The following is a 23,360-nucleotide window of genomic DNA, read 5'->3' as shown; positions in this document are numbered from 1 at the left end:
CGAGGACGCCTTTGTCCTGGTCCCGTTCTCTCGGGAAGTGCAGCCTTCGTCGTTGAAGCCTGCGCTTTATGTCTGTTGAAAGGGGTAATGCAGTGGTTGTGCCAAGTCGCTCAAGTCCCGTATTTGTTGGCTTTCTTCCCGTTCGCAAGAGTAAAGCTGCGAGGGAGTGCACCGATTCAAAGCGCGTTGCCCGCTAATGGAGCGTGACCACCAACATCACCAGATTGAGCAGCAACGAAACCAGGGCCAATGTCCGCCAGACTTTCAGCGGCTCGCGCTCCAGCAACGGCTTGGGACGCACGCTCAAACTGCGGCGTTCGCCCTGTTCGATCAGTAGCAGCCATTCCTCCGCCGTTTCGAAGCGCTGGTCAGGGGCCGCCGCCACGGCGCGCTCCAGGTTATGGGCGATCCAGTCCGGCAGGTCGGGCCGGTAGCGGCTGGCATTGACAGGGAGGCCAAATCTCGGGCGCTGGAACGCTTCGATTTCGCCATAGGGATAGTGCCCGGTGAGCAGGAAATACAAGGTCACACCGACGGCATACAAGTCTTGCTGTGGCGTCGGCATGTCGCCGCGAAAGGCTTCGGGCGCGATGTAACTGGGCGTGCCCGGCAGAGCCCAGGGCAGATCTTGCGAGAGGCCGGGGCAGTAGGCGAGGCCGAAATCCAGCAGGCGTAACTCACCGTCGTCCCCCAGCAACAGGTTCTCCGGTTTGATATCGCGATGCAGAATCTGCCGTCGATGCAACAGGCCGACCGCTCGCAGCAAACGTTCGGCGATGTCTTGCCATTGGGCCAGTGGCAATGGTCCGCTTTGCTCATGTCGCTGAGCCAGGGTGGAGCCCGAATATTCACGCATCACATAGTACAAATGCTGACGCTGACTGGCGGCATGGACTTCAGGAAAATGGCGACCGGCCACGCGTTTGAGAAACCACTCTTCCGACAGTAACGCTTGCCCGGCCTGATGATCGTCGTGCAGGCGCCCCGGCAGGGTTTTCAGCAGCCAGGGTTGCTGCTGGCTGTCGCGAACGCGATAAAGCAGCGATTGCTGACTCTGCGCGACGATCCCTTCAACCTGCCAGCCCTCGAAAGACTGGCCCGGCTTCAGGGCTGGCGGCAGCGGCCATTGTTGCAAGTGAATCAACGCATCGCCAAGGCTCGCTTCACCGAGGGGCGTCGACCCGCACCAGCAAGGCGCTGGCGTTGTCCTGGCTGCCGGCCAGATGCGCGGCATTGACCAGGGTGTGCGCGGCGCTGTGCAGGTCCGGTTGATCGCGCAGGATTGCGGCAATAGCGGTATCGCCCAGGACGGCCCAGATACCGTCGCTGAGCAGTACGAAACTTTCATTGAGACGCAACTCACCGTCGAGAAAGTCCAGCACCAGGTGTTGATCGAGGCCCAGCGCCCGTTTCAGCACATGCTGCATGCCCGGCTGGTCCCAGACGTGATCCTCGCTGATTCGCTGCAATTGATCGGCGTGCCAGCGATACACCCGGCAATCGCCGACGTGCGCCAGGGTAAAACGCCGGCCGCGCAGGACCAGTGCACTGATGGTGGTCAGCAGCGGTTGCCCGCCCCCATTGGCCTGCAACCAGCGGTTTTGCGCCAGCAATAGACGATCAAGTGCCTGTGCGACGCCCCAGGTTTCCGGCGTGGCGTAGTAATCCAGCGCCAGGGCCTGCAGCGTCGAACGGGCAGCCAGACCGCCATCGACACACTGGCTGACACCGTCGGCGATGGCGAACAGATAACCTTTGCTCGCGGCCAGCGCCGGGGCCGGCGTGACCAGGCGCAGGGCATCCTGATTTTCCTCGCGAGGACCGATGGCGCTGGCTTCGGCGAAACTCAGTTGCAGGCTCATCGAGACCTCAGACCCGCGCAGCCGTCACGGCGGCCGAACCCCAGGTGGTTCTCCAGCGCCGTTTCACACCGTGCAGGCCGAACCACGCCAGTATGCCGAGGCTGGCGAACAACCACAGCGCCAGTTGATAACTGCCAGTGCTTTGCTTGATCGCGCCCATGCCGGCCGCGAGGGCAAAACCACCGATGCCGCCAGCCATGCCGATCAGGCCAGTCATCACGCCGATTTCCCGACGAAAACGCTGCGGCACCAACTGGAATACCGCGCCATTGCCTGCACCCAGACCGAGCATGGTGCAGACGAAAAGCGCCAGTGCGGCGTAGGAGCTCGGCAGGTTGAAACCGACCACGGCAATGCAGATCGCCGCAACGGTGTACATCGCCAGCAGGGTCCGAATGCCACCGAACCGGTCAGCCAGCGCGCCGCCCAAGGGTCGCATCAGGCTGCCACCGAACACGCAGGCAGCCGTGTAGTAGCCGGCAGTCACCGGGCTCAAGCCGTACTGATCGTTGAAGTAACCGGGCAGGGCGCTGGCCAGGCCGATGAAGCCGCCGAATGTCACGCTGTAGAAAAACATGAACCACCAGCTGTCACGATCGCCCAGGGCCTTGAAGTAGTCGGCCATGGATTTGGCTTTTGGCCGCTCGGGGGCGTTGCGGGCCAGCCAGGCGAAAACGACCAGGGTCAGGATCAACGGGATCAGGGCGAAACCGAACACGTTGCTCCAGCCAAATGCCGCCGCCAGCACCGGTGCGATCAATGCGGCGAACACCGTGCCCGAGTTCCCCGCGCTGGCGATGCCCATGGCCTTGCCTTGGTGCTGTGGCGGGTACCACTGCGATGCCAAGGGCAGGGCGACGGCGAAAGAAGCGCCGGCCATGCCGAGGAACAGCCCCAGCAGCAACGCTTGTTCGTAGCTGTGGATACCGAGTTTCCAGGCGCCGAACAGGGCGCAGATCACAATAACCTGGCCGATCAGGCCGGCGGTTTTGGGCGACAGGCGATCAGCCAGCATCCCCATTACGAAGCGCAACACCGCCCCGGCCAGAATGGGTGTGGCGACCACCAGCCCGCGTTGCTGTGTCGTCAGGTGCAGATCGGCGGCGATTTGTACCGCCAAAGGTCCGAGCAGGTACCAGACCATGAAGCTCAGGTCGAAATAGAGGAAGGCTGCGAACAATGTGGGGGTATGGCCGGATTTCCAGAAGCTTGAATTCATCGCGCACCTCAGCTGTGAAGAGTCTCGGAAGGAGTCATGAGCTTGCAGGTGGGGCGCCGTTACGGCCGCACCACCGGCCCCGTGCTGTGGGGCCAAAACGAAAAAACGCCGCCACCCGATTCGCCAAGGGCAAATGAGATGAGCGACGTCTTTGTCGTAGGTGGGGCAACCGCCGTTGGTTACCTGTGGTGATTACTTAGCCAGATTTGTGCCAACTACCGAAACCGGGGGCGCCGCCATTCGCGAGCAAGCCCGCTCCCACATTTGATCCCGGTCGAATGTGGGAGCGGGCTTGCTCGCGAAGGCGATAGAACATTCACCACAGGACTTCAGCCAAGCAATTCGCTCATGGCAATAATCTGTTCCGCCACTTGAATCAGCTTCTGCTGTCGGCTCATCGCCTGGCGGCGCATCAGTGTGTAGGCCTCTTCCTCGTTGCAGTTCTTCATTTTCATCAGCAGCCCTTTGGCCAGTTCGATGCGCTTGCGCTCGGCCAATTGCTGGTCGCGGGCATGCAGCTGGGCACGCAAGGCCTGATCGCTTTCGAAGCGCGCCATGGCCACATCGAGAATCGGCTGCAGGCGTTGTGCGTGAATGCCTTCGACGATGTAGGCACTGACCCCGGACTGGATTGCCTGGCGCATCACACCGGGGTCGTGTTCGTCCGTAAACATCACAATCGGTCGTGGCTGGTCGCGGGTCACCAGCACCACTTGCTCCATGACATCGCGCCCCGGTGACTCGGTATCGATCAGAATTACGTCCGGACGCACCGTTTCGACGCGTTCGGGCAAGTCGATGGTCAGGCCGGATTCGTCGATGACCTCGAATCCGGCCTCGGTCAGGGCGGCCTTCAGGCGTCCGACTTTTTTAGCGGTGTCGTTGATCAGCAGGATACGCAGCATGTTCATCGTCTCCTGTCAGCGGCTGGCGGATCGGTGCGAGCTGTCGCTCATGGCGTGCAGTTTGAAACTGCGGGCATAACCGGCCGGGTCCGAACCGTCCCAGATTTTGCCGTCGATCAACTGACTGCTGCGCATCTCCCCGGCTGACGAGGCGACGCCGACGGCACTGGCGGCTTCACGGTACAGGTCCAGTTGCTGCACCTGCCGGGCCACTGCGAGATAGTCCGGGTCATCGCGCAACAAACCCCAGCGGCGGAATTGGGTCATGAACCACATGCCGTCGGACAGGTACGGCAGGTTGACCTTGCCATTCCCGTGCAAGCGCAGTGCGTGCGGGTCTTGCCAGCGATGGCCGAGGCCGTCGGCGTATTCGCCCAGCAGGCGCGGTTCGATGCAGTCCAGTGGTGCGTCAAGGTACTGCGCGGCACTGAGCAATTGTGCGGTACTGCGGCAATTCTCGGTGCTTTCTTCGATGAAGCGGCTGGCCTCCAGCACCGCCATCACCAGCACCCGCGCGGTATTGGGGTATTGCTCGACGAACGCACGGGTGCAGCCGAGGACTTTTTCCGGATGATCGGGCCAGATGGTCTGGGTCGTGGCCAGGGTGAAGCCGAGGTCCTGTTGCACCGCGCTGGCGGACCAGGGTTCGCCGACGCAGAACCCGTCGATACGCCCGGCTCGCAGGTGCGCGACCATTTGCGGTGGCGGCACCACGACGCTGTCGACATCCAGTAGCGGGTGAATGCCCTGGCTGGCGAGCCAGTAATACAACCACATGGCGTGGGTGCCGGTTGGAAAAGTCTGGGCGAAGGTGAGTTTTGGGCGAGTTTGGTGCACGTGCCGATCCAGTGCTTCAGGAGTGCTCACCCCGAGTGCCTGCAAACCGCGGGACAGATTGATGCTCTGGCCGTTCTGATTCAGGCCCATCAACACCGCCATGTCGGTCGCGGCCACGCCACCGATGCCCAGGTGAACGGCGTAAATCAGGCCGTAGAGGCTGTGGGCTGCATCGAGTTCGCCGCTGACCAGTTTGTCCCGCAGGTTGGCCCAGGACGACTGACGCTTGAGGTTCAGGGTCAAGCCGTGGGGCTGGGCAAAGCCCTGGGTAGCGGCGACCACCACCGAGGCGCAGTCGCTCAGGGCCATGAAGCCGAGATTGATTTCGGTTTTTTCCGGGGCATCGCTGCCATTGACCCAGGCCAGAGGGCCGGCTGACGGTTCGTTCATTGCGTGTTCACCTTGCAAAAAAAACGTCGTCCCGAGTACTTGCATGAGCAGGCCGGGGACGACGCCATTGTCTTTGCACCCATCCCGACGTTGGAATGGGGGCCGGTGCCTGGAGTGGTGCAAGGCATATGCCATTAACGGTTGATTTGATCTCACGCCTCGCTTGCCACCCCGTGCCCGGCTATAATCGCCGCCTCAATTCGCCGCCAATCGAGTCAAATCCGCCCATGTACACCCTGGCCCGTCAGCTGTTGTTCAAACTTTCCCCGGAAACCTCCCACGATCTGTCCCTGGACCTGATCGGCGCGGGCGGGCGTCTTGGGCTCAACGGCTTGCTGTGCAAGGCTCCGGCGAAAATGCCTGTGAATGTCATGGGCCTGGACTTCCCGAATCCGGTGGGGCTGGCCGCCGGTCTGGACAAGAACGGCGCGGCCATCGATGGTTTTGCCCAACTGGGTTTCGGTTTTGTCGAAATCGGCACCATCACCCCACGTCCGCAGCCGGGCAACCCGAAGCCACGCCTGTTCCGTTTGCCGGAAGCCGAGGCGATCATCAATCGCATGGGTTTCAACAACCTCGGCGTCGATCACCTGCTGGCCCGCGTGGCGGCGGCCAAGTACAAGGGGGTGCTGGGCATCAACATCGGCAAGAACTTCGATACGCCGGTCGAGCGTGCCGTGGACGACTACCTGATCTGCCTGGACAAGGTTTACGCCCACGCCAGCTATGTGACGGTCAACGTCAGTTCTCCGAATACACCGGGCCTGCGCAGCCTGCAATTTGGCGATTCGCTCAAGCAGTTGCTGGCCGATCTGGCCGAGCGCCGCGCGGAACTGGCATTGCGTCATGGCAAACATGTACCGCTGGCGATCAAGATCGCGCCGGACATGAGCGACGAAGAAACCGCGCAAGTTGCGCAAGCGCTGATCGAAACCGGAATGGATGCCGTCATCGCCACCAACACCACCCTGAGCCGCGTAGGCGTCGAAGGCATGGAGCATGGCGACGAAGCCGGTGGTTTGTCCGGTGCACCGGTTCGCGACAAGAGCACCCACACCGTGAAAGTACTGGCATCGGAGCTGAGCGGTCGCCTGCCGATCATCGCTGCCGGCGGCATTACCGAAGGCAAGCACGCGGCAGAGAAAATCACTGCGGGCGCGAGCCTGGTGCAGATCTACTCGGGCTTCATCTACAAGGGCCCGGCGCTGATTCGCGAGTCCGTCGACGCCATCGCCGCCTTGCGCTAACCCCTGTGGGAGCGAGCTTGCTCGCGATGGCGCACTCACAGCCAACATCATTGTTGAATGTTAAGCCGCTATCGCGAGCAAGCTCGCTCCCACAGGTGGTGCATTCGCAGCTCAAGGTCGGTTTTTTTTGCAGGCATAAAAAAGGGCTCCTTCAAAGGAGCCCCTGGGCCGCAGCCCGCCGTCCGGATGGGACGTGCGTGGTTAATTCAGTACAAAATCAGATTGTCGTGTCGGAGTGTTTTGCCCTGTAATTAGCCGACGGCGTGAAGTTCGTTGAGTCTGTGGATTCCCGCAGTGCCGGTCATACCGTCCCAGTTGTCGCCGCGTCCTTCTCGCCAGCCATTGATCCAGGCTTGACGTACCGACGGTAGAGTAAATGGGCAAAGCTCACGGGATTTACCACCAACGCCATATTGATATCCGCGCAAAAATGCTCTTTCCAACGGATCACGCTTAAGTCTTCTCATAGGGTGTTGCCCTCACTTGTTGACTGTATTTATCGCGTCGACCTCAATTGAGGTCTGGCAGAAAAACTCTGCCGTTGGGGGCTCGCTGCCGGCGTGACGAGCCAAGGTGTTGGCGTCATTGCGGCGCCAACCTGAGTTGAGTTCTAACCAATGCGTCACATCGAGGGAATGATCGTTTTGTCATAAGAACGTAACTGTTCATGTGCTAAGGCCATAAGTAACAGCGCGTTTTACCGTATTTATTGGCCAAACCCCGGTATGATCGGCCCTGCGCTGGATGATGGACTTAATCCTTTAGTGAGAATGGCTCCCGTTACCGGGATGCACTATTCGACGAAGGGTCGACTTATGACATTTTGTTGCATCAACTTTTTTATCTGTCCTTGCATCTAAGCTCATTTAACCCGGGCAGCAGGGGTGGAACGGCACACCTTCGTGCCACGCGGGCGCTCTTCGAGAAAAGTGCCTGATTGAAAACCGGACCGGCAATGCGTTGCCCGGTCACTTAGCTAAAGGTTCTGGAATTCCCATGTCCGATCGTTTCGAACTCTTCCTCACTTGCCCAAAAGGCCTTGAAGGCCTGCTCATCGAGGAAGCCGTCGGGCTTGGCCTTGAGGAAGCGCGGGAGCACACCTCTGCCGTGCGCGGCATGGCCACCATGGAAACCGCTTATCGCCTGTGCCTGTGGTCGCGTCTGGCCAACCGTGTGCTGCTGGTGCTCAAGCGTTTCCCGATGAAGGACGCTGAAGATCTGTACCACGGCGTGCTGGACATCGAGTGGGAAGACCACATGCTCAATGACGGCACCCTGGCCGTCGAATTCAGCGGCCATGGCTCGGGTATCGATAACACCCACTTCGGCGCGCTGAAGGTCAAGGATGCCATCGTCGACAAATTGCGCACTCCGCAAGGCGACCGTCCGTCCATCGACAAGCTCAACCCGGACCTGCGCATTCACCTGCGCCTGGACCGCGGCGAAGCCATTCTTTCCCTGGACCTGTCGGGCCACAGCCTGCACCAGCGCGGCTATCGCCTGCAGCAAGGCGCGGCGCCACTCAAGGAAAACCTCGCGGCCGCCATCCTGATTCGCTCCGGCTGGCCACGTATCGCGGCCGAAGGCGGCGCGCTGGCCGACCCGATGTGCGGTGTCGGCACCTTCCTGGTGGAGGCGGCGATGATCGCTGCCGACATCGCGCCGAACCTGCGTCGCGAGCAGTGGGGCTTCACCGCCTGGCTCGGTCACGTCCCGGCGCTGTGGAAAAAACTGCACGAAGAAGCCAGCGAGCGCGCGGCGGCCGGCATGGCCAAGCCACCCTTGTGGATTCGCGGCTACGAAGCCGATCCGCGGCTGATTCAACCGGGCCGTAACAACGTCGAGCGTGCCGGCCTGAGCGAGTGGATCAAGATCTACCAGGGTGAGGTCGCAACTTTCGAGCCGCGCCCGGACCAAAACCAGAAAGGCCTGGTGATCTGCAACCCTCCATACGGCGAGCGTCTGGGCGATGAGGCGAGCCTGCTCTACCTCTACCAGAACCTCGGCGAGCGCCTGCGTCAGGCCTGCCTGAACTGGGAAGCGGCGGTGTTCACCGGCGCGCCGGACCTGGGCAAGCGCATGGGCATCCGCAGCCACAAGCAGTATTCGTTCTGGAACGGTGCCTTGCCGTGCAAGCTGTTGCTGATCAAGGTGCTGCCGGATCAGTTCGTCACCGGCGAGCGCCGTACGCCGGAACAGCGTCAGGTCGAGCGCGAGCAAGCCGCCTACGATCAGGCGCCGAACGAACCGCAAGAGCGCAAGTTCAACAAAAACGGTAATCCGATCAAACCGACGCCGGCACCGGCTCCGGTGGTCGAGCAACCGCGCCTGAGCGAAGGCGGGCAGATGTTCGCCAACCGCCTGCAAAAGAACCTCAAGGCCCTGGGCAAGTGGGTCAAGCGTGAAGGCATCGACTGCTACCGCGTGTACGATGCCGACATGCCGGAATATTCCATGGCCATCGACCTGTATCAGGATTGGGTCCATGTTCAGGAGTACGCCGCGCCGAAATCTATCGATCCGGAAAAGGCCTCGGCCCGCATGTTCGATGCCCTGGCGGCGATTCCGCAGGCGTTGAACATCGACAAGAGCCGTGTGGTGGTCAAGCGCCGCGAGCGTCAGAGCGGCACCCGGCAATACGAGCGCCAGGCCGCGCAGGGCAAATTCGTCGAGGTCAATGAAGGTGGCGTGAAGCTGCTGGTGAACCTTACCGACTACCTCGACACCGGTCTGTTCCTCGACCATCGGCCGATGCGCATGCGTATCCAGAAAGAGGCCGCCGGCAAACGCTTCCTCAATCTGTTCTGCTACACCGCGACCGCCAGTGTTCACGCAGCCAAGGGCGGCGCGCGCAGCACCACCAGTGTCGACCTGTCGAAAACCTATCTCGATTGGGCGCGTCGCAACCTGTCGCTGAACGGTTTTTCCGACAAGAACCGCCTGGAGCAGGGCGATGTGATGGCGTGGCTCGAAGCCAGTCGTGACGAGTACGACCTGATCTTCATCGACCCGCCGACGTTCTCCAACTCCAAGCGCATGGAAGGCGTCTTCGACGTGCAACGCGACCAGGTGCAACTGATCGACCTGGCCATGGCGCGTCTGGCGCCCGGTGGCGTGTTGTACTTCTCCAACAACTTCCGCAAGTTCGAACTGGAGGCCAATCTCGGCGAGCGTTATGCGGTGGAGGACATCACCGCGCAGACCATCGATCCGGATTTTGCCCGCAACGCCAAGATCCATCGCGCCTGGAAAATCATGGCACGTTGATGATTGCCCCTTTGTAGGAGCGAGCCTGCGCGCGATGGTCGATAACGATAACGCGGACATCCTGGATGTACGCGGCGCTTTCGAATCCATCGCGAGCAGGCTCGCTCCTACAGTGCTGGTCAAATTAGTGGCTAATAGCTATAACTCAACGCATGGCCAAAGGGTTTCTCCGCACTTGGCGTTTTGAGTTTGTGTTTTATGTCGTTGCACGCCGTGCGCCCAAAGATCCTGGGTTTTATTCGTGAAGATGTCTCGGCCTGGCTGGTCGCGCTGCTGGTATTGCTTGTCGGCGGGGTGCTCACCGGATTGCTGGCGTGGTCGACGCTGAATCTGTTCCACCATCAATTGCGGCAACGTTTCCAACTGCTGGCCAGTGAACGTTACAGCCGTATCGAAGAGCGTTTCGAAGATCAGGAACAACGCCTCGATGGCCTGCGCCGGTTTTTCGCCAATTCCAATTCGGTTTCCCGAGCGGAATTCGATGGTTACACCCGGCCTTTGCTGCTACGAACCCAGGCTTATTCCTATGCCGAACGGGTCACTCGTGACCAGCGGGCGGCATTCGAGCAACGAGTGCGCGACGACGGCTTGAGCGGCTTCACCCTGAGAGAGCTCAACGCCGCCGGCCAACTGCAACTGGCTGGCGAGCGAGATGAGTACGTCGTGGTGCTGTATAGCCAGACGCAAAGCAAACTCGGCTCGCCCCTCGGTTACGACTTGCTGGCCCAGCCCTTGCGTCGTGCCACGCTCGATCGGGTCGATCAGCATGGCGACATGGCGGTGTCGCAACCGATGCATCTGGTGAGCATCGAGCCGGCTTATGCGCGAGGCGTGCTGCTGGTCGCACCGGTCATGCAGCGCAACAGTCAGAGCGGCAAAGCCACGAAGCCCTTCGGTTATGTGATGGCCGTGATCAGCATGCGCCAGTTGCTGGCCGACGGACTGCCGGACGCGAGCCGTGATTATCTCTCGGTGCGCATCCTCGATTTGTCGACCAGCGACCAGCACGAAGTGCTGTTCGAGTCGCCCAACCCGCCGGCCATCAGCGAGTTGTCCGCCACTCGCCTGTTGCGCATGGCCGACCATGACTATCAAGTCGATATCCAGCCCAGCGACGCGTTCTTGCAGGCCAACCATTCCTCGGTGACCAGCCTGGTGGTGTTGGGTGGATTGCTCAGCGTGTTGCTCAGTGCCTTGCTGTATGTGTTGGTCAGTCAGCGTCAGCGCGCGCTGAAACTGGTCGAGCAACGAACCCGGGAGCTGCGCGATCGGGAGCAGGAGCTGCGCGGTACCCATGGTCAGTTGCGTGGCGTGCTGAATGCCGCCACCCAGGTTGCGATCATCGCCACCGACCTGCGCGGCGTCATCAGCACCTTCAACGCCGGCGCCGAGCAAATGCTTGGCTACACCAGCGCCGAAGTGGTCGGCCATATGACGCTGGAGAGCCTGCACCTGCCCCGGGAACTGGTCGCTCGCTCGGCAGAGTTGAGCACACGCTATGGCAAACCGGTGCCGACCTGCCACGCGATGCTGGTCGAAGGTGACGTGGAGGGCGGTCACGAGGCGCGGGAATGGACGCTGGTGCGCGGCGAGGGCAGCCATTTGATGGTCAACATGCTCGCCACGCCAGTGCTCGACGAGCAAGGCCTGTGGGTCGGGCACCTGGCGGTGTGCATCGACATCACCGAACGCAAACGGGTCCACGAAGCACTCGCGGCGCGGGACCTGCTGTTGAAGAAACTCAGCGCCCATGTGCCCGGTGGCATCTATCAGTTCAAGATGGAGTTCGACGGGCGTTTCAGCGTGATCTACGCCAGCGACGGTATTCGCGAGATCTACGAGCTCGAACCCGATGTGTTGCTGTTCAATGCCGAAGCGATTTTCACCCGGATTCACCCTCAAGACTCTGCCCGTGTCCGCGCCTCGATCCGTGCTTCGGCCGACACCCTCAGCCCCTGGCGCGAGGAATACCGCGTGCAACTGCCGCAACGTGGTTTGCGTTGGGTTCGCGGCGAAGCCACGCCGGAGGAGCTACCCGGTGGCGGCGTGCTGTGGCACGGCTACATCTCGGACATTTCCGATATGAAGCGGGTGGAAGAGGAACTGCGCGCGTTGTCGGTCACCGATGCACTGACCGGTATCCACAACCGGCGTTATTTCCAGGAGCGCCTGACCACCGAAATGGCCCGGGTGGAGCGCGGCGGTGGGGATCTGTCGGTGATCATGCTCGATATCGACCATTTCAAGCGCATCAATGACCTGCATGGGCATGCCATCGGTGACCGGGTGTTGCAGGCCGTGTGTGAACGGATTGGCCACCGGCTGCGCCGCACCGATGTGTTCTGCCGCTTGGGCGGAGAGGAGTTCATGGTGCTGTGCCCGGATATCAACGGCGAACATGCCCATATGTTGGCCCAGCAATTGTGGCAAGGCTTGCGCAGTTCACCCATAGACGGTGTCGGTACGATTACCGCCAGTTTCGGGATTGCCAGTTGGCGGGCCGGGGAGGGCGCCGATGCCTTGCTGTTGCGCGCGGATTCAGGGGTTTATGCGGCGAAGCAGGCAGGAAGGGATCGGGTTGAGGCGGAAATGAATTAACCCGGGCTATCCATTGACCCTGTGGGAGCGAGCTTGCTCGCGATGAGGCCATAACATTCAACATCATTGTTGACTGTCAGGCCGCCATCGCGAGCAAGCTCGCTCCCACAGTGGATCTCTGTGGTTCTCAGGGGGCGGGTTACAACACCGAAGCCGTCTGCGGCAGTTTCTGTTGGCGGTACAGGTCCAGCAGCACCTGATCAAGCACCGAAGAAGCGCCGAATGGGGCCTTGTCGTTGAGGATCGCCACCACCGCCCAGGTGTTGCCGTTGATGTCGCGACTGAAACCGGCAATCGCCCGCACGGTGTTCAGGGTGCCGGTCTTGACGTGGGCTTCGCCGCGCATCGCCGTGGTCTTCAGGCGTTTGCGCATGGTGCCGTCGGTGCCGGCAATCGGCATCGAACTGATGTACTCGGCGGCATACGGGCTGTGCCATGCCGCTTCGAGCATCGAGGCCATTTCCCGGGCGCTGACGCGCTCGGAACGGGACAGGCCGGAGCCGTTCTCCATCACCAGATGCGGCGCGGTGATGCCCTTTTTCGCCAGCCACTGGCGCACGACACGCTGGGCGGCCTTGGCGTCGTCACCATCGGCATCGGTGCGAAAGCGTTGGCCAAGGCTCAGGAACAACTGCTGGGCCATGGTGTTGTTACTGTATTTGTTGATGTCGCGGATGATTTCCGCCAGGTCCGGGGAGAATGCCCGGGCCAGGACCTTGGCCTCTTTGGGTGTTGGCGCCAGCACATCCTTGCCCTGAATGCTGCCGCCCAGTTCTTTCCAGATCGCGCGAACGGCGCCGGCGGTGTAGGTCGCGTGGTCGAGCAGCGACAGGTAAGTCTGCGAGCTGCAGCCTTCACCCAATTGACCGCCGACCGTCACGGTCACGCTGCCATCGGCTTGCGCCACCGGGTTGTAACGCACGCCACCGGTGCATTGTTTGGAATTGAGGGCCTTGACCTGATTGTCGATGCGGATGCTCGCAATCGGCGGTTCCACCGAGACCAGTACTTTGCCCGAGTCATTGCGCGCAACGAAGCGCAGCGCCTTGAGGTTGACCAGCAGCGAGTCGGGCTTGACCAGGAACGGCTTGTTATCGTCATTGCCGTCGTCATTGAACTCCGGCAGTTGCGGTTGCACGAAGAAGGTTTTATCCAGCACCAGGTCGCCGGTGACCTGAGTGACACCGTTGGCGCGCAGGTCGCGCATCAACAGCCAGAGTTTTTCCATGTTCAGCTTCGGATCGCCGCCACCCTTGAGGTAGAGGTTGCCGTTGAGAATGCCGCCACTGAGGGTGCCGTCGGTGTAGAACTCGGTTTTCCACTGGTGGTTCGGGCCGAGCATTTCCAGCGCCGCGTAGGTGGTGACCAGTTTCATGGTCGACGCCGGGTTGACCGACACGTCGGCGTTGAACACCGTCGGGGTGCCGGGGCCGGTGAGCGGGATCATCACCAGCGACAAGGCGTTGTCCTGCAACTTGCTGGCTTTCAGGGCTTTTTCAACGTTGGGCGACAACGCAGTATTGATCTGGGCAGCGGAAACGGAGAGGGCCAGGGGGAGAAGGAAACCGGCCAACAGCAATGGACGCAAAGATTTGATCATCTGAAATAAAACCCTACAGTCGAGGGGAAAAAGACGAGGGCATGGAGATAAATTCCCTCAATGGTCATGAAAGTGTCGGCATTATGCCCCAAGGTGCTACGGCTTGTGCCGTGCGAGGGCTGTCTGATCGGCTATTTTTTTACCGACGGTAGGCGTGGTGGCCCAGAGAGTCAGGCAATCGGCGGCTTAAACTGCTAAAGTGCCGCCCGTTATTACTTAAGAGGATTGTTCCAATGGCGACTAACCGTTCCCAGCGTCTGCGCAAAAAACTGTGCGTCGATGAATTTCAAGAGCTGGGTTTCGAACTGAACCTGGATTTCAAAGAAGATTTGGCTGATGAAGCCATTGATGCTTTCCTCGATGCGTTCCTCAAAGAAGCCATGGAAGCCAACGGCCTGGGCTATGTTGGCGGCGACGACTACGGTCTGGTTTGCCTGCAGAAGCGTGGCTCGGTCAGCGCTGAACAGCGCGCTGCCGTTGAAGCCTGGCTCAAGGGCCGCACCGAGCTGACCAGCGTTGAAGTCAGCCCGCTGCTGGACGTCTGGTACCCGGAAAAGCCGATCAATCCGGTAGCTTGATGTTCTGAAAAAAACGGCGACCCAAGGGTCGCCGTTTTTTTTTTGCGAAGATCAAAAGCTTTTACGCCAGTTCAGAATCACCATCGTTAGAACCCCCGCCACAATTCCCCAGAACGCCGAACCGATGGAAAACAGCGTCAGCCCCGATGCCGTGACCATGAAGGTGATCAGCGCCGCTTCACGTTCCTTCACCTCGCTCATGGCGATGCTCAAGCCATTGATGATTGAGCCGAACAGCGCCAGTGCAGCAATCGACAGCACCAGTTCCTTGGGCAGCGCAGCGAACAATGCCGCGAGCGTCGCGCCGAACACGCCGGCGATCCCATAGAAAATTCCGCACCAGACGGCGGCGGTGTAGCGCTTGTTACGATCCTCGTGGGCATGCGGCCCGGTGCAGATCGCCGCGCTGATCGCCGCCAGATTGATCCCGTGGGAGCCGAACGGTGCCAGCAGCAAACTGGCGATGCCGGTGGTGGTGATCAGTGGTGAGGCAGGCACCGTGTAGCCATCGGCGCGCAATACGGCGATGCCGGGCATGTTTTGTGAGGTCATGGCGACGACAAACAGCGGAATACCGATGCTGATGGTCGCCGCCAGGGAGAACTGCGGCGTGGTCCAGACCGGTGTAGCCACTTCCAGGTGAAAACCGCTGAAGTCCAGCAGCCCCATGAACCCTGACAATGCCGTGCCGACCAGCAATGCAGCCAACACCGCATAGCGCGGCGACAGGCGCTTGACCACCAGGTAAGTGACAAACATACCCAGTACCAGGGCGGTGCGGTGTTGCGCGGCAACGAAAATCTCGCTGCCGATCTTGAACAGGATCCCTGCCAGCAAGGCGGCGGCCAAGGATGCCGGAATCTTTTTCATCAGCCGTTCGAAGCTGCCGGTCAGCCCGCAAATCGTTACCAGCACCGCGCAGGTCATATAGGCACCAATGGCTTCGCCGTAGCTCACGCCGCCCAGGCTGGTGATCAGCAGCGCGGCGCCGGGGGTCGACCAGGCAATGGTGATCGGCGTGCGATAGCGCAGGGACAGGCCAATGGAGCACACCGCCATGCCGATCGAGATCGCCCAGATCCACGAAGAAATCTGCCCGCTGCTCAGGCCCGCCGCTTGCCCGGCCTGAAACATCAGCACCAGGGAGCTGGTGTAGCCGGTCATCATGGCGATGAACCCGGCGACGATGGCCGAGGGCGAGGTGTCGGCCAAAGGGCGGAGCTGCGCGTGCGTGGCGTCGTTCATGACGGTGGTGTTCCTTATACAGAAGAAGATGTCTGCTGCAACGCTGAACCCTGTGGGAGCGGGCTTGCTCGCGAAAGCGGTTTGTCAGTCACATTGATGTTGAATGTGCCGCCGCATTCGCGAGCAAGCCCGCTCCCACAGGGAGCGTGCCAAAAAGGCGGATTCTGCGAACAAGCCTAAACTCAAAAGTAATCAGGCGTTGCGATACAGCCGAGGCGACTTTCAGCCGTACAGTCGTGTTGCCACCATCCATTGTGTACAATCGCGGTGTTTTTTACGCGATACTTGCCAGCGACCCACTGTGCCGTATTACAGTCACCGTCAATTCGCCGCAGTTTTTCCGACTCGAGTGCCCATGAACGAACAGTTGCAACCCCTAAAGAAACAACCGCGAGCAGGCAAAGCCGGCCGTAGCGGTACTCAGGACGATATTGTCTACGCACATATCTTCGAGGCCATCCTCGAGCAGCGTCTGGCGCCCGGCACCAAGTTGAGCGAAGAAGCGCTGGGGGAAATTTTCGGGGTCAGCCGCACCATCATTCGCCGCGCCTTGTCGCGCCTGGCCCATGAAGGCGTGGTGCTGCTGCGTCCGAATCGTGGCGCCGTGGTTGCCAGCCCGAGCGTTGAAGAGGCCCGTCAAGTGTTCATGGCCCGGCGCCTGGTGGAGCGCGCCATCACAGAACTGGCTGTCGTGCACGCCACTGCCGAGCAAATTGCCGAATTGCGGCAGATGGTCAACGATGAGCGCGACAGCTTCTCCCGTGGCGATCGCGGTGCCGGTATCCGCCTGTCGGGTGAATTCCATCTGAAACTGGCCGAAGCGGCGAAGAACGCGCCGCTGATCAGCTTCCAGCGCAGCCTGGTGTCGCAGACTTCGCTGATCATCGCCCAGTACGAAAGCGGCAACCGATCCCATTGCTCCTACGACGAGCATACCCAGCTGATCGATGCCATCGAGGCGCGGAACGGTGAGTTGGCAGTGAACCTGATGATGCACCACATGGATCACATCGACAGCAAGCTCAACCTCGACGAGGAAAGTGCTTCGGATGATCTGCATGCGGTGTTCTCGCATTTGCTGCAGACCAAAAAGCCCGGGCGTTCGCCAGCGAAAATCTGATAGATCGCGTCGCCTGATTCGCGAGCAAGCCCGCTCCCACATTTGATCTGTGCTGTTCACAAATCCCCTGTGGGAGCGGGCTTGCTCGCGAAGGCGGCCTTGAAGACACAAAAAATCCCCCGGGCTGAAAAGCGGCGGGGGATTTTTTATGCCCGGAGAAATTTAGCGCTGATGCACCAGATTGCCTGCCGCATACGTCTGCAGCACCGTCCGGTCATCCCCCAGCGTCATCAACACAAACAACGTCTCGGCGATGTTATTGGCCTGTTTCAGGCGATAGCCCAGCAGCGGCGTGGCGTTGTAGTCCAGCACGAGGAAGTCGGCGTCGGTGCCCGGTTGCAGGGTGCCGATCTTGTCTTCCAGGCGCAGCGCACGGGCGCCGCCAAGCGTCGCCAGGTACAGCGACTTGAACGGGCTCAGGCGCGCACCCTGCAGCTGCATCACCTTATAGGCTTCGTTAAGGGTTTGCAGCAGCGAGAAACTGGTGCCACCGCCGACATCGGTGCCGATGCCGACATTGAGTTTGTGCTTCTCGGCCATCGGCAGGTTGAACAGACCGCTGCCGAGGAAGAAGTTCGAGGTCGGGCAGAACGAGATGGCCGAACCGGTTTCTGCCAGTCGTGCGCACTCTTCATCACACAGGTGCACGCCGTGGGCGAACACCGAGCGCTCGCCGAGCAACTGGTAGTGATCGTAAACGTCCAGGTAGCCTTTACGCTCCGGGAACAACGCCTTGACCCACTCGATTTCCTTGAGGTTTTCGCTGATGTGGGTCTGCATGTACAGGTCAGGGAACTCGCTGAGCAACTGGCCGGCCAGGGTCAGTTGTTCCGGGGTGCTGGTCGGCGCGAAGCGTGGGGTGACGGCGTAGTGCAGGCGACCCTTGCCGTGCCAGCGCTCGATCAATGCCTTGCTTTCCACGTAGCTGGATTCGGCGGTGTCGGTCAGGTAGTCCGGGGCATTGCGGTCCATCATCACCTTGCCGGCGATCATCCGCAGGTCGAGCTGCCGGGCCGCTTCGAAGAACGAGTTCACCGATTGCGGGTGCACGCTGCCGAACACCAGTGCGGTGGTGGTGCCATTGCGCAGCAGTTCTTTGATGAAAATGTCCGCGACTTCGTCAGCGTGGGCCTTGTCGGCGAACTGGCTTTCGCACGGGAAGGTGTAGGTGTTGAGCCAGTCCAGCAATTGCTCGCCATAGGCGCCGACCATGCCGGTTTGTGGCAAGTGGATGTGGGTGTCGATGAAGCCCGGAGTGATCAGCGCATCCTGATAGTGGGTGACATCGATGTCCGCCGGCAGGGTCGGCAGCAATTCGCTGGCGTGGCCGAGGGCGCTGATCTGGCCGTTATCGACCACCAGCAAACCGTCTTCGAAATACTCGTAGGAGGCTTCGATACCGACTTCGGCTGGGTCGGCGATGCTGTGCAGGATGGCGGCGCGGTAAGCTTTGCGAGTCAAAGGCATGAGATTCTCAGTTCGAGGCTTTCAAGTTTGCGGTTTGGCTGCGGCGTGACGCAGGCAGCAGTTTGGCAATCGATCCGGCGCTGGCGGTGTGCTGGCCGAAGTTCGCGTTATAGGTGGCGATGATCTCGCCGGCGATGGAGATGGCGATTTCCACAGGCAGCTTGCCTTTGACTTCGCCGATGCCCATCGGGCAGCGCATGCGTTGCACGACGCTGTTGTCGAAACCGCGGTCGCGCAAGCGGTGTTCGAACTTCACCCGTTTGGTCTTCGAACCGATCAGTCCGAAGTAGGCGAAGTCATTGCGCTTGAGGATCGCAGCGGTCAGTTCGAGGTCGAGCTGGTGGTTGTGGGTCATCACGATGCAATAGCTGCCGGCGGGCAGGTCATCGATTTCATCCACCGGTTCTTCGCTGACGATCTTGCGCACGCCGTGGGGGATCTGTTCGGGGAATTCCTCTTCCCGCGAGTCGATCCAGCGTACCCGGCAAGGCAGGCTGGCCAGCAGCGGCACCAGGGCGCGGCCGACGTGGCCGGCACCGAACACGGCGATCTGCGCCTGCACTTGGCCCATCGGTTCGAACAACAGAACGGTGGCACCGCCGCAGCACTGGCCGAGGCTGGCGCCGAGGCTGAAACGCTCCAGATGAGTGTCCTGCTTGCCGCTGGTCAGCATCTCGCGGGCGATCTTCATGGCCTTGTATTCCAGGTGCCCGCCACCGATGGTGTCGAAGGCCTGGTTCGCGCTGATGACCATCTTCGAACCGGCATTGCGCGGCGTAGAGCCGAGCTCTTCGATAATGGTCACCAGCACGCAGGGCTCACCCCGGTTTTGCAGGTCGGCGAGGGCGTCGATCCAGTTGTACATGTTTCACCTCAACATCTCTGTTGTCTGTACCGGCCTCTTCGCGAGCAAGCCCGCTCCCACATTTGGAATGCATTTCAATGTGGGAGCGGGCTTGCTCGCGAAGGCCGCACCTCGGTCTTAAAGCGAAGCCAACTCGGTTTCAGCCTCGACAGCCTTCGCCGCCTTCAGCTGGCGCATCTGCTCACAGCCCCACAACACCCGCTCCGGGGTCGCCGGTGCGTCGATTTTCGGTTGATGCTTGTAATCGCCCAGGCTCGCCACGGCGTCCTTGATCGCACACCAAGACGCAATGCCGAGCATGAACGGCGGCTCGCCCACGGCCTTGGAATGGAACACCGTGTCTTCCGGGTTCTTGCGGTTTTCCACCAGCTTCACCCGCAGGTCCAGCGGCATGTCCGCCACGGTCGGGATCTTGTAGCTGGCCGGGCCGTTGGTCATCAGCTTGCCCTTGTTGTTCCACACCAGCTCTTCCATGGTCAGCCAGCCCATGCCCTGGATGAAACCGCCCTCGACCTGGCCGATGTCGATGGCCGGGTTCAGCGAGGCGCCGACGTCGTGGAGGATGTCGGTGCGCAGCATCTTGTATTCGCCGGTCAGGGTGTCGACCAGCACTTCGCAGCACGCTGCGCCAAAGGCGAAGTAGTAGAACGGACGGCCACGGGCCTGGCTGCGGTCGTAGTAGATTTTCGGGGTCTTGTAGAACCCGGTGCTCGACAGCGACACCTGGGCGAAATACGCCTGCTGGATCAATGCTTCGAAAGTCAGGATGTGATCGCGGACCCGCACGTGGCCGTTGTGGAATTCCACGTCCTCTTCGCTGACTTTGTACTGGCGAGCGGCGAATTCCACCAGGCGTTTCTTGATGGTTTCCGCGGCGTTCTGCGCAGCTTTACCGTTCAGGTCGGCACCGCTGGACGCCGCGGTCGGCGAGGTGTTCGGCACCTTGTCGGTGTTGGTCGCGGTGATCTGTACGCGGTCCATTTCCACCTGGAACACTTCGGCCACGACCTGCGCGACCTTGGTGTTCAGGCCCTGGCCCATTTCGGTGCCGCCGTGGTTCAGGTGGATGCTGCCGTCGGTGTAGACGTGCACCAGGGCACCGGCCTGGTTGAGGAAGCTGGCGGTGAAGGAAATGCCGAATTTCACCGGGGTCAGTGCCAGGCCTTTTTTCAGGATCGGGCTGTTGGCGTTATAGCGACGGATCGCTTCGCGGCGCTCATGGTACTGGCTGCTTTCTTCCAGTTCGGCGGTCATTTCCTCGAGCATGTTGTGCTCGACGGTCTGGTAGTAGTGAGTGACGTTGCGCTCGGTCTTGCCGTAGTAGTTGGCTTTGCGCACCGCCAGCGGATCAAGGGCCAGGTGACGGGCGATGGCGTCCATCACTTCTTCGATCGCGACCATGCCTTGCGGGCCGCCGAAACCACGGTAGGCGGTGTTCGACGCAGTGTTGGTCTTGCAGCGGTGACCGTTGATGGTCGCATCGCCCAGGTAGTACGAGTTGTCCGAGTGGAACATCGCACGGTCGACGATCGATGCCGACAGGTCAGGCGAGCAACCGCAGTTGCCGGCCAGTTCCAGATTGATTCCGTGCAGGCGACCGGTGCTGTCGAAGCCGACGTCGTACTCGACATAGAACGGGTGACGCTTGCCGGTCATCAGCATGTCTTCGACCCGTGGCAGACGCATCTTGGTCGGCTGGCCGGTGAGGTGCGCGATCACCGCGCACAGGCACGCCGGGCTCGCTGCCTGGGTTTCCTTGCCGCCGAAGCCACCGCCCATGCGACGCATGTCGACGACGATCTTGTTCATCGACACGTCCAGCACTTCGGCCACCAGTTTCTGTACTTCGGTGGGGTTCTGCGTGGAGCAGTAGACGATCATGCCGCCGTCTTCGGTCGGCATCACCGAAGAGATCTGGGTTTCCAGGTAGAAGTGTTCCTGGCCGCCGATGTGCAGCGTGCCCTGGATGCGATGCTCGGCGGTGGCCAGCGCCGTGGCCGAGTCGCCGCGTTTGTGGGTATGGCTGTCGAGTACGAAGTGGCGTTTGCGCAGGGCTTCGACCACATCCAGCACCGGTTCGAGATCTTCGTATTCGATGATCGCGGCCATCGCTGCCTTGCGTGCGGTCTCCAGATCTTTCGCGGCTACGGCGACCACCGGTTGACCGACGAACTGCACCGTGTCGATGGCCAGCAGCGGATCGCCCGGCAACAACGGACCGATGTCCTTCAGGCCCGGCACGTCTTCGTGGGTGATGGCGATGCGCACGCCTTCGAAGGCGTAGCAGGGCGAGGTGTCGATGCTGATGATGCGGGCATGGGCGCGGTCTGACATGCGGGCGTAAACGTGCAACTGGTTCGGGAATTCCAGGCGATCGTCGATGTACTGCGCTTCACCGGCCACATGCTTGGCGGCGCTGTCGTGCTTGACGGCGCGGCCGACACCGGTGGTCAGGTCCTTGGCGAACAGTTCAGCCAATTCGGCTTGGGTCTTCTCTACGGCGTGATGATTAGACATAAGCGGTCACCCGAGTCTCGATGTGCGGTGTTTGCAGTTCGATGAAGTATTTGCGCAGCAGGTTCTGCGCGCTGAGCAGGCGATATTCCTTGCTGGCGCGGAAGTCCGAGAGCGGTGTGAAGTCTTCGCCCAGGGCGGCGCAGGCGCGTTCAACGGTGGCATTATTGAATGGCGAGCCGAGCAGCGCGGCTTCGCAGGCAGCGGCGCGTTTCGGGATCGCGGCCATGCCGCCGAAAGCGACGCGGGCTTCAGCGACCACGCCGTTTTCCAGGCGAATGTTGAAGGCGGCGCACACTGCCGAGATGTCATCGTCGAGGCGCTTGGAGACTTTGTAGGCGCGGAACAGTTTTTCGACGCTGGCGCGGGGCACGATGATCTTCTCGATGAACTCGCTTTCCTGACGCGCAGTGACGCGGTAATCGATGAAGTAATCTTCCAGCGCCAGAGTGCGGCGGGTTTCGCCTTTGCACAGCACGATTTGCGCGCCGAGGGCGATCAGCAGGGGCGGCGAGTCACCAATCGGCGAGGCGTTGCCGATGTTGCCGCCGAGGGTGCCCTGGTTGCGGATCTGCAAGGACGCGAAGCGCTGCAGCAATTCACCGAAGTCCGGGTACTCGGCGTTCAACGCCTCATAGCAATCGGAAAGGGCGGTAGCGGCGCCGATTTCCAGGCGATCGTCAAAACGTTCGATGCGCTTCATCTCGGCGACGTTACCGACGTAGATCATCACCGGCAGGGTGCGGTGGAACTGCGTGACTTCCAGCGCCAGGTCAGTACCGCCGGCCAACAGGCGGGCCTGTGGATAAGCGTCGTAGAGGTCGGCCAGGTCGGCCACGGTCAGCGGCACCAGGCAGCGTTTGTCGCCGCTGTTGAGTTCGCCGATATCGGTCGGGGCAATGGCTTTCAGGCGCGCGATGGTGTCGGCCTCGCGGGCGTCGAACTGGTCCGGTTGCTTGCCGCAGCAGGACTGCTCGGCGGCTTCCAGGATCGGCCGGTAGCCGGTGCAACGGCAGAGATTGCCGGCCAGTGCTTCGTGGGCCTTGGCATGATCCGGTGCATCGCTGTTCTTTTGCAGGGCAAACAGCGACATCACGAAGCCGGGGGTGCAGAAGCCGCACTGCGAGCCGTGGCACTCGACCATGGCTTTCTGCACGCTGTGCAGTTCACCTTTGTGCTTGAGGTCTTCGACGCTGATCAGTTGTTTGCCGTGCAGGGACGACACGAACGTCAAGCACGAGTTGAGGCTGCGATAGCGAATGTGCTCGCGGCCGTCGTCATCCGTTTGCAACTCACCGACGACCACGGTGCAGGCGCCGCAGTCACCGCTGGCGCAGCCTTCTTTGGTGCCGGGTTTGCCCACATGGTCGCGCAGATAATTGAGCACGGTCAGGTTCGGGTCCAGGGCGTGCTCGCTACGGAGTTCCTGGTTTAGTAAAAACTGGATCACGGAAGGCCTCGCAGACTCATTATTGTTGTTAACCGATAGGAACCGAATTTAGCAGGTCTGACTTTTCGGTCAATGATTTTCTGACTTAAAGGTCAGGAAATCGCATTTTGTCGATTAACCACCTGTTCCTTAATTATTGTCGTTGGTTCGATAGCCTGCTTTTTTGCTTGAATCGTGCCAAAAACCACCGGACGGG

At 60.9% G+C, this 23,360-nt stretch carries 15 protein-coding genes and 1 pseudogene; 5 read left to right on the top strand and 11 right to left on the bottom strand.

Annotated features, from left to right (window positions below; genetic code table 11):
* Positions 1–193: 193 nt before the first annotated feature.
* The 4 genes and pseudogenes from ABIA48_RS05550 to ABIA48_RS05535 form a co-directional block, all read right to left on the bottom strand.
* A pseudogene (locus ABIA48_RS05550) lies at positions 194–1,862 on the bottom strand (protein kinase domain-containing protein).
* Positions 1,863–1,869: 7 nt separating this feature from the next.
* The gene (locus ABIA48_RS05545; RefSeq protein ID WP_429487340.1) at positions 1,870–3,081 is read right to left on the bottom strand and encodes a nitrate/nitrite transporter; all 1,212 of its coding nucleotides are present in this window, start codon (positions 3,079–3,081) and stop codon (positions 1,870–1,872) included.
* A 329-nt stretch (positions 3,082–3,410) separates the two neighbouring features.
* Positions 3,411–3,986, bottom strand: coding sequence for an ANTAR domain-containing response regulator (locus ABIA48_RS05540; protein ID WP_007988951.1), 576 nt, complete (start codon positions 3,984–3,986; stop codon positions 3,411–3,413).
* A gap of 15 nt (positions 3,987–4,001) precedes the next feature.
* Complete coding sequence (locus ABIA48_RS05535; protein ID WP_429487339.1) at positions 4,002–5,213, bottom strand: CmpA/NrtA family ABC transporter substrate-binding protein; 1,212 nt, start codon at positions 5,211–5,213, stop codon at positions 4,002–4,004.
* Positions 5,214–5,440: 227 nt separating this feature from the next.
* On the opposite strand from ABIA48_RS05535, the gene ABIA48_RS05530 reads away from it, so the two are divergent.
* The gene (locus ABIA48_RS05530; RefSeq protein WP_007988954.1) at positions 5,441–6,460 is read left to right on the top strand and encodes a quinone-dependent dihydroorotate dehydrogenase; all 1,020 of its coding nucleotides are present in this window, start codon (positions 5,441–5,443) and stop codon (positions 6,458–6,460) included.
* Between the two features lie 251 nt (positions 6,461–6,711).
* Here ABIA48_RS05530 and rmf read toward each other — a convergent pair whose 3' ends face one another.
* Positions 6,712–6,927 carry a ribosome modulation factor gene (gene rmf / locus ABIA48_RS05525; protein ID WP_003223300.1) on the bottom strand — a complete coding sequence of 72 codons (216 nt, stop codon included), beginning with the start codon at positions 6,925–6,927 and terminating at the stop codon, positions 6,712–6,714.
* A 529-nt stretch (positions 6,928–7,456) separates the two neighbouring features.
* Between rmf and rlmKL the strand changes: the two genes are divergently transcribed.
* Both rlmKL and ABIA48_RS05515 read left to right on the top strand, forming a co-directional pair.
* Complete coding sequence (rlmKL, locus tag ABIA48_RS05520; RefSeq protein ID WP_429487338.1) at positions 7,457–9,727, top strand: bifunctional 23S rRNA (guanine(2069)-N(7))-methyltransferase RlmK/23S rRNA (guanine(2445)-N(2))-methyltransferase RlmL; 2,271 nt, start codon at positions 7,457–7,459, stop codon at positions 9,725–9,727.
* Positions 9,728–9,925: 198 nt separating this feature from the next.
* The gene (locus ABIA48_RS05515; RefSeq protein ID WP_429487337.1) at positions 9,926–12,325 is read left to right on the top strand and encodes a sensor domain-containing diguanylate cyclase; all 2,400 of its coding nucleotides are present in this window, start codon (positions 9,926–9,928) and stop codon (positions 12,323–12,325) included.
* A gap of 139 nt (positions 12,326–12,464) precedes the next feature.
* Here the strand turns inward: ABIA48_RS05515 and dacB are convergent, their stop codons facing one another.
* On the bottom strand, positions 12,465–13,925 hold the full coding sequence (gene dacB / locus ABIA48_RS05510) for a D-alanyl-D-alanine carboxypeptidase/D-alanyl-D-alanine endopeptidase (protein ID WP_429487336.1): 1,461 nt from the start codon (positions 13,923–13,925) through the stop codon (positions 12,465–12,467).
* A 233-nt stretch (positions 13,926–14,158) separates the two neighbouring features.
* On the opposite strand from dacB, the gene ABIA48_RS05505 reads away from it, so the two are divergent.
* Positions 14,159–14,503 carry a YggL family protein gene (locus ABIA48_RS05505; RefSeq protein WP_007971486.1) on the top strand — a complete coding sequence of 115 codons (345 nt, stop codon included), beginning with the start codon at positions 14,159–14,161 and terminating at the stop codon, positions 14,501–14,503.
* A gap of 51 nt (positions 14,504–14,554) precedes the next feature.
* Here ABIA48_RS05505 and ABIA48_RS05500 read toward each other — a convergent pair whose 3' ends face one another.
* Positions 14,555–15,748, bottom strand: coding sequence for a benzoate/H(+) symporter BenE family transporter (locus ABIA48_RS05500; RefSeq protein ID WP_429487335.1), 1,194 nt, complete (start codon positions 15,746–15,748; stop codon positions 14,555–14,557).
* Positions 15,749–16,103: 355 nt separating this feature from the next.
* On the opposite strand from ABIA48_RS05500, the gene ABIA48_RS05495 reads away from it, so the two are divergent.
* Complete coding sequence (locus tag ABIA48_RS05495) at positions 16,104–16,868, top strand: GntR family transcriptional regulator (RefSeq protein ID WP_429487334.1); 765 nt, start codon at positions 16,104–16,106, stop codon at positions 16,866–16,868.
* Between the two features lie 162 nt (positions 16,869–17,030).
* Here the strand turns inward: ABIA48_RS05495 and guaD are convergent, their stop codons facing one another.
* From guaD to xdhA, 4 genes are all read right to left on the bottom strand, one after another.
* Entirely contained in the window at positions 17,031–18,335 is a 1,305-nt protein-coding gene (guaD, locus tag ABIA48_RS05490) for a guanine deaminase (protein ID WP_429487333.1), read from the bottom strand.
* A gap of 7 nt (positions 18,336–18,342) precedes the next feature.
* A complete protein-coding gene (gene xdhC, locus ABIA48_RS05485; RefSeq protein WP_429487332.1) occupies positions 18,343–19,200 on the bottom strand; it encodes a xanthine dehydrogenase accessory protein XdhC in 858 nt (285 codons plus the stop codon).
* A gap of 117 nt (positions 19,201–19,317) precedes the next feature.
* Positions 19,318–21,717: a xanthine dehydrogenase molybdopterin binding subunit gene (gene xdhB, locus ABIA48_RS05480; RefSeq protein ID WP_429487331.1), complete on the bottom strand. Its 2,400-nt coding sequence runs from the start codon at positions 21,715–21,717 to the stop codon at positions 19,318–19,320.
* A complete protein-coding gene (gene xdhA / locus ABIA48_RS05475; RefSeq protein ID WP_429487330.1) occupies positions 21,710–23,164 on the bottom strand; it encodes a xanthine dehydrogenase small subunit in 1,455 nt (484 codons plus the stop codon). Before xdhA ends, xdhB begins: the two co-directional genes overlap by 8 nt.
* Positions 23,165–23,360: the final 196 nt, after the last annotated feature.

It is taken from the genome of Pseudomonas sp. S30_BP2TU TE3576 (genome assembly GCF_050436025.1).
GTDB lineage: Bacteria > Pseudomonadota > Gammaproteobacteria > Pseudomonadales > Pseudomonadaceae > Aquipseudomonas.
Note: the sequence above shows the minus strand (reverse complement) of the source record. Positions and strands in the feature narration are given on the sequence as shown.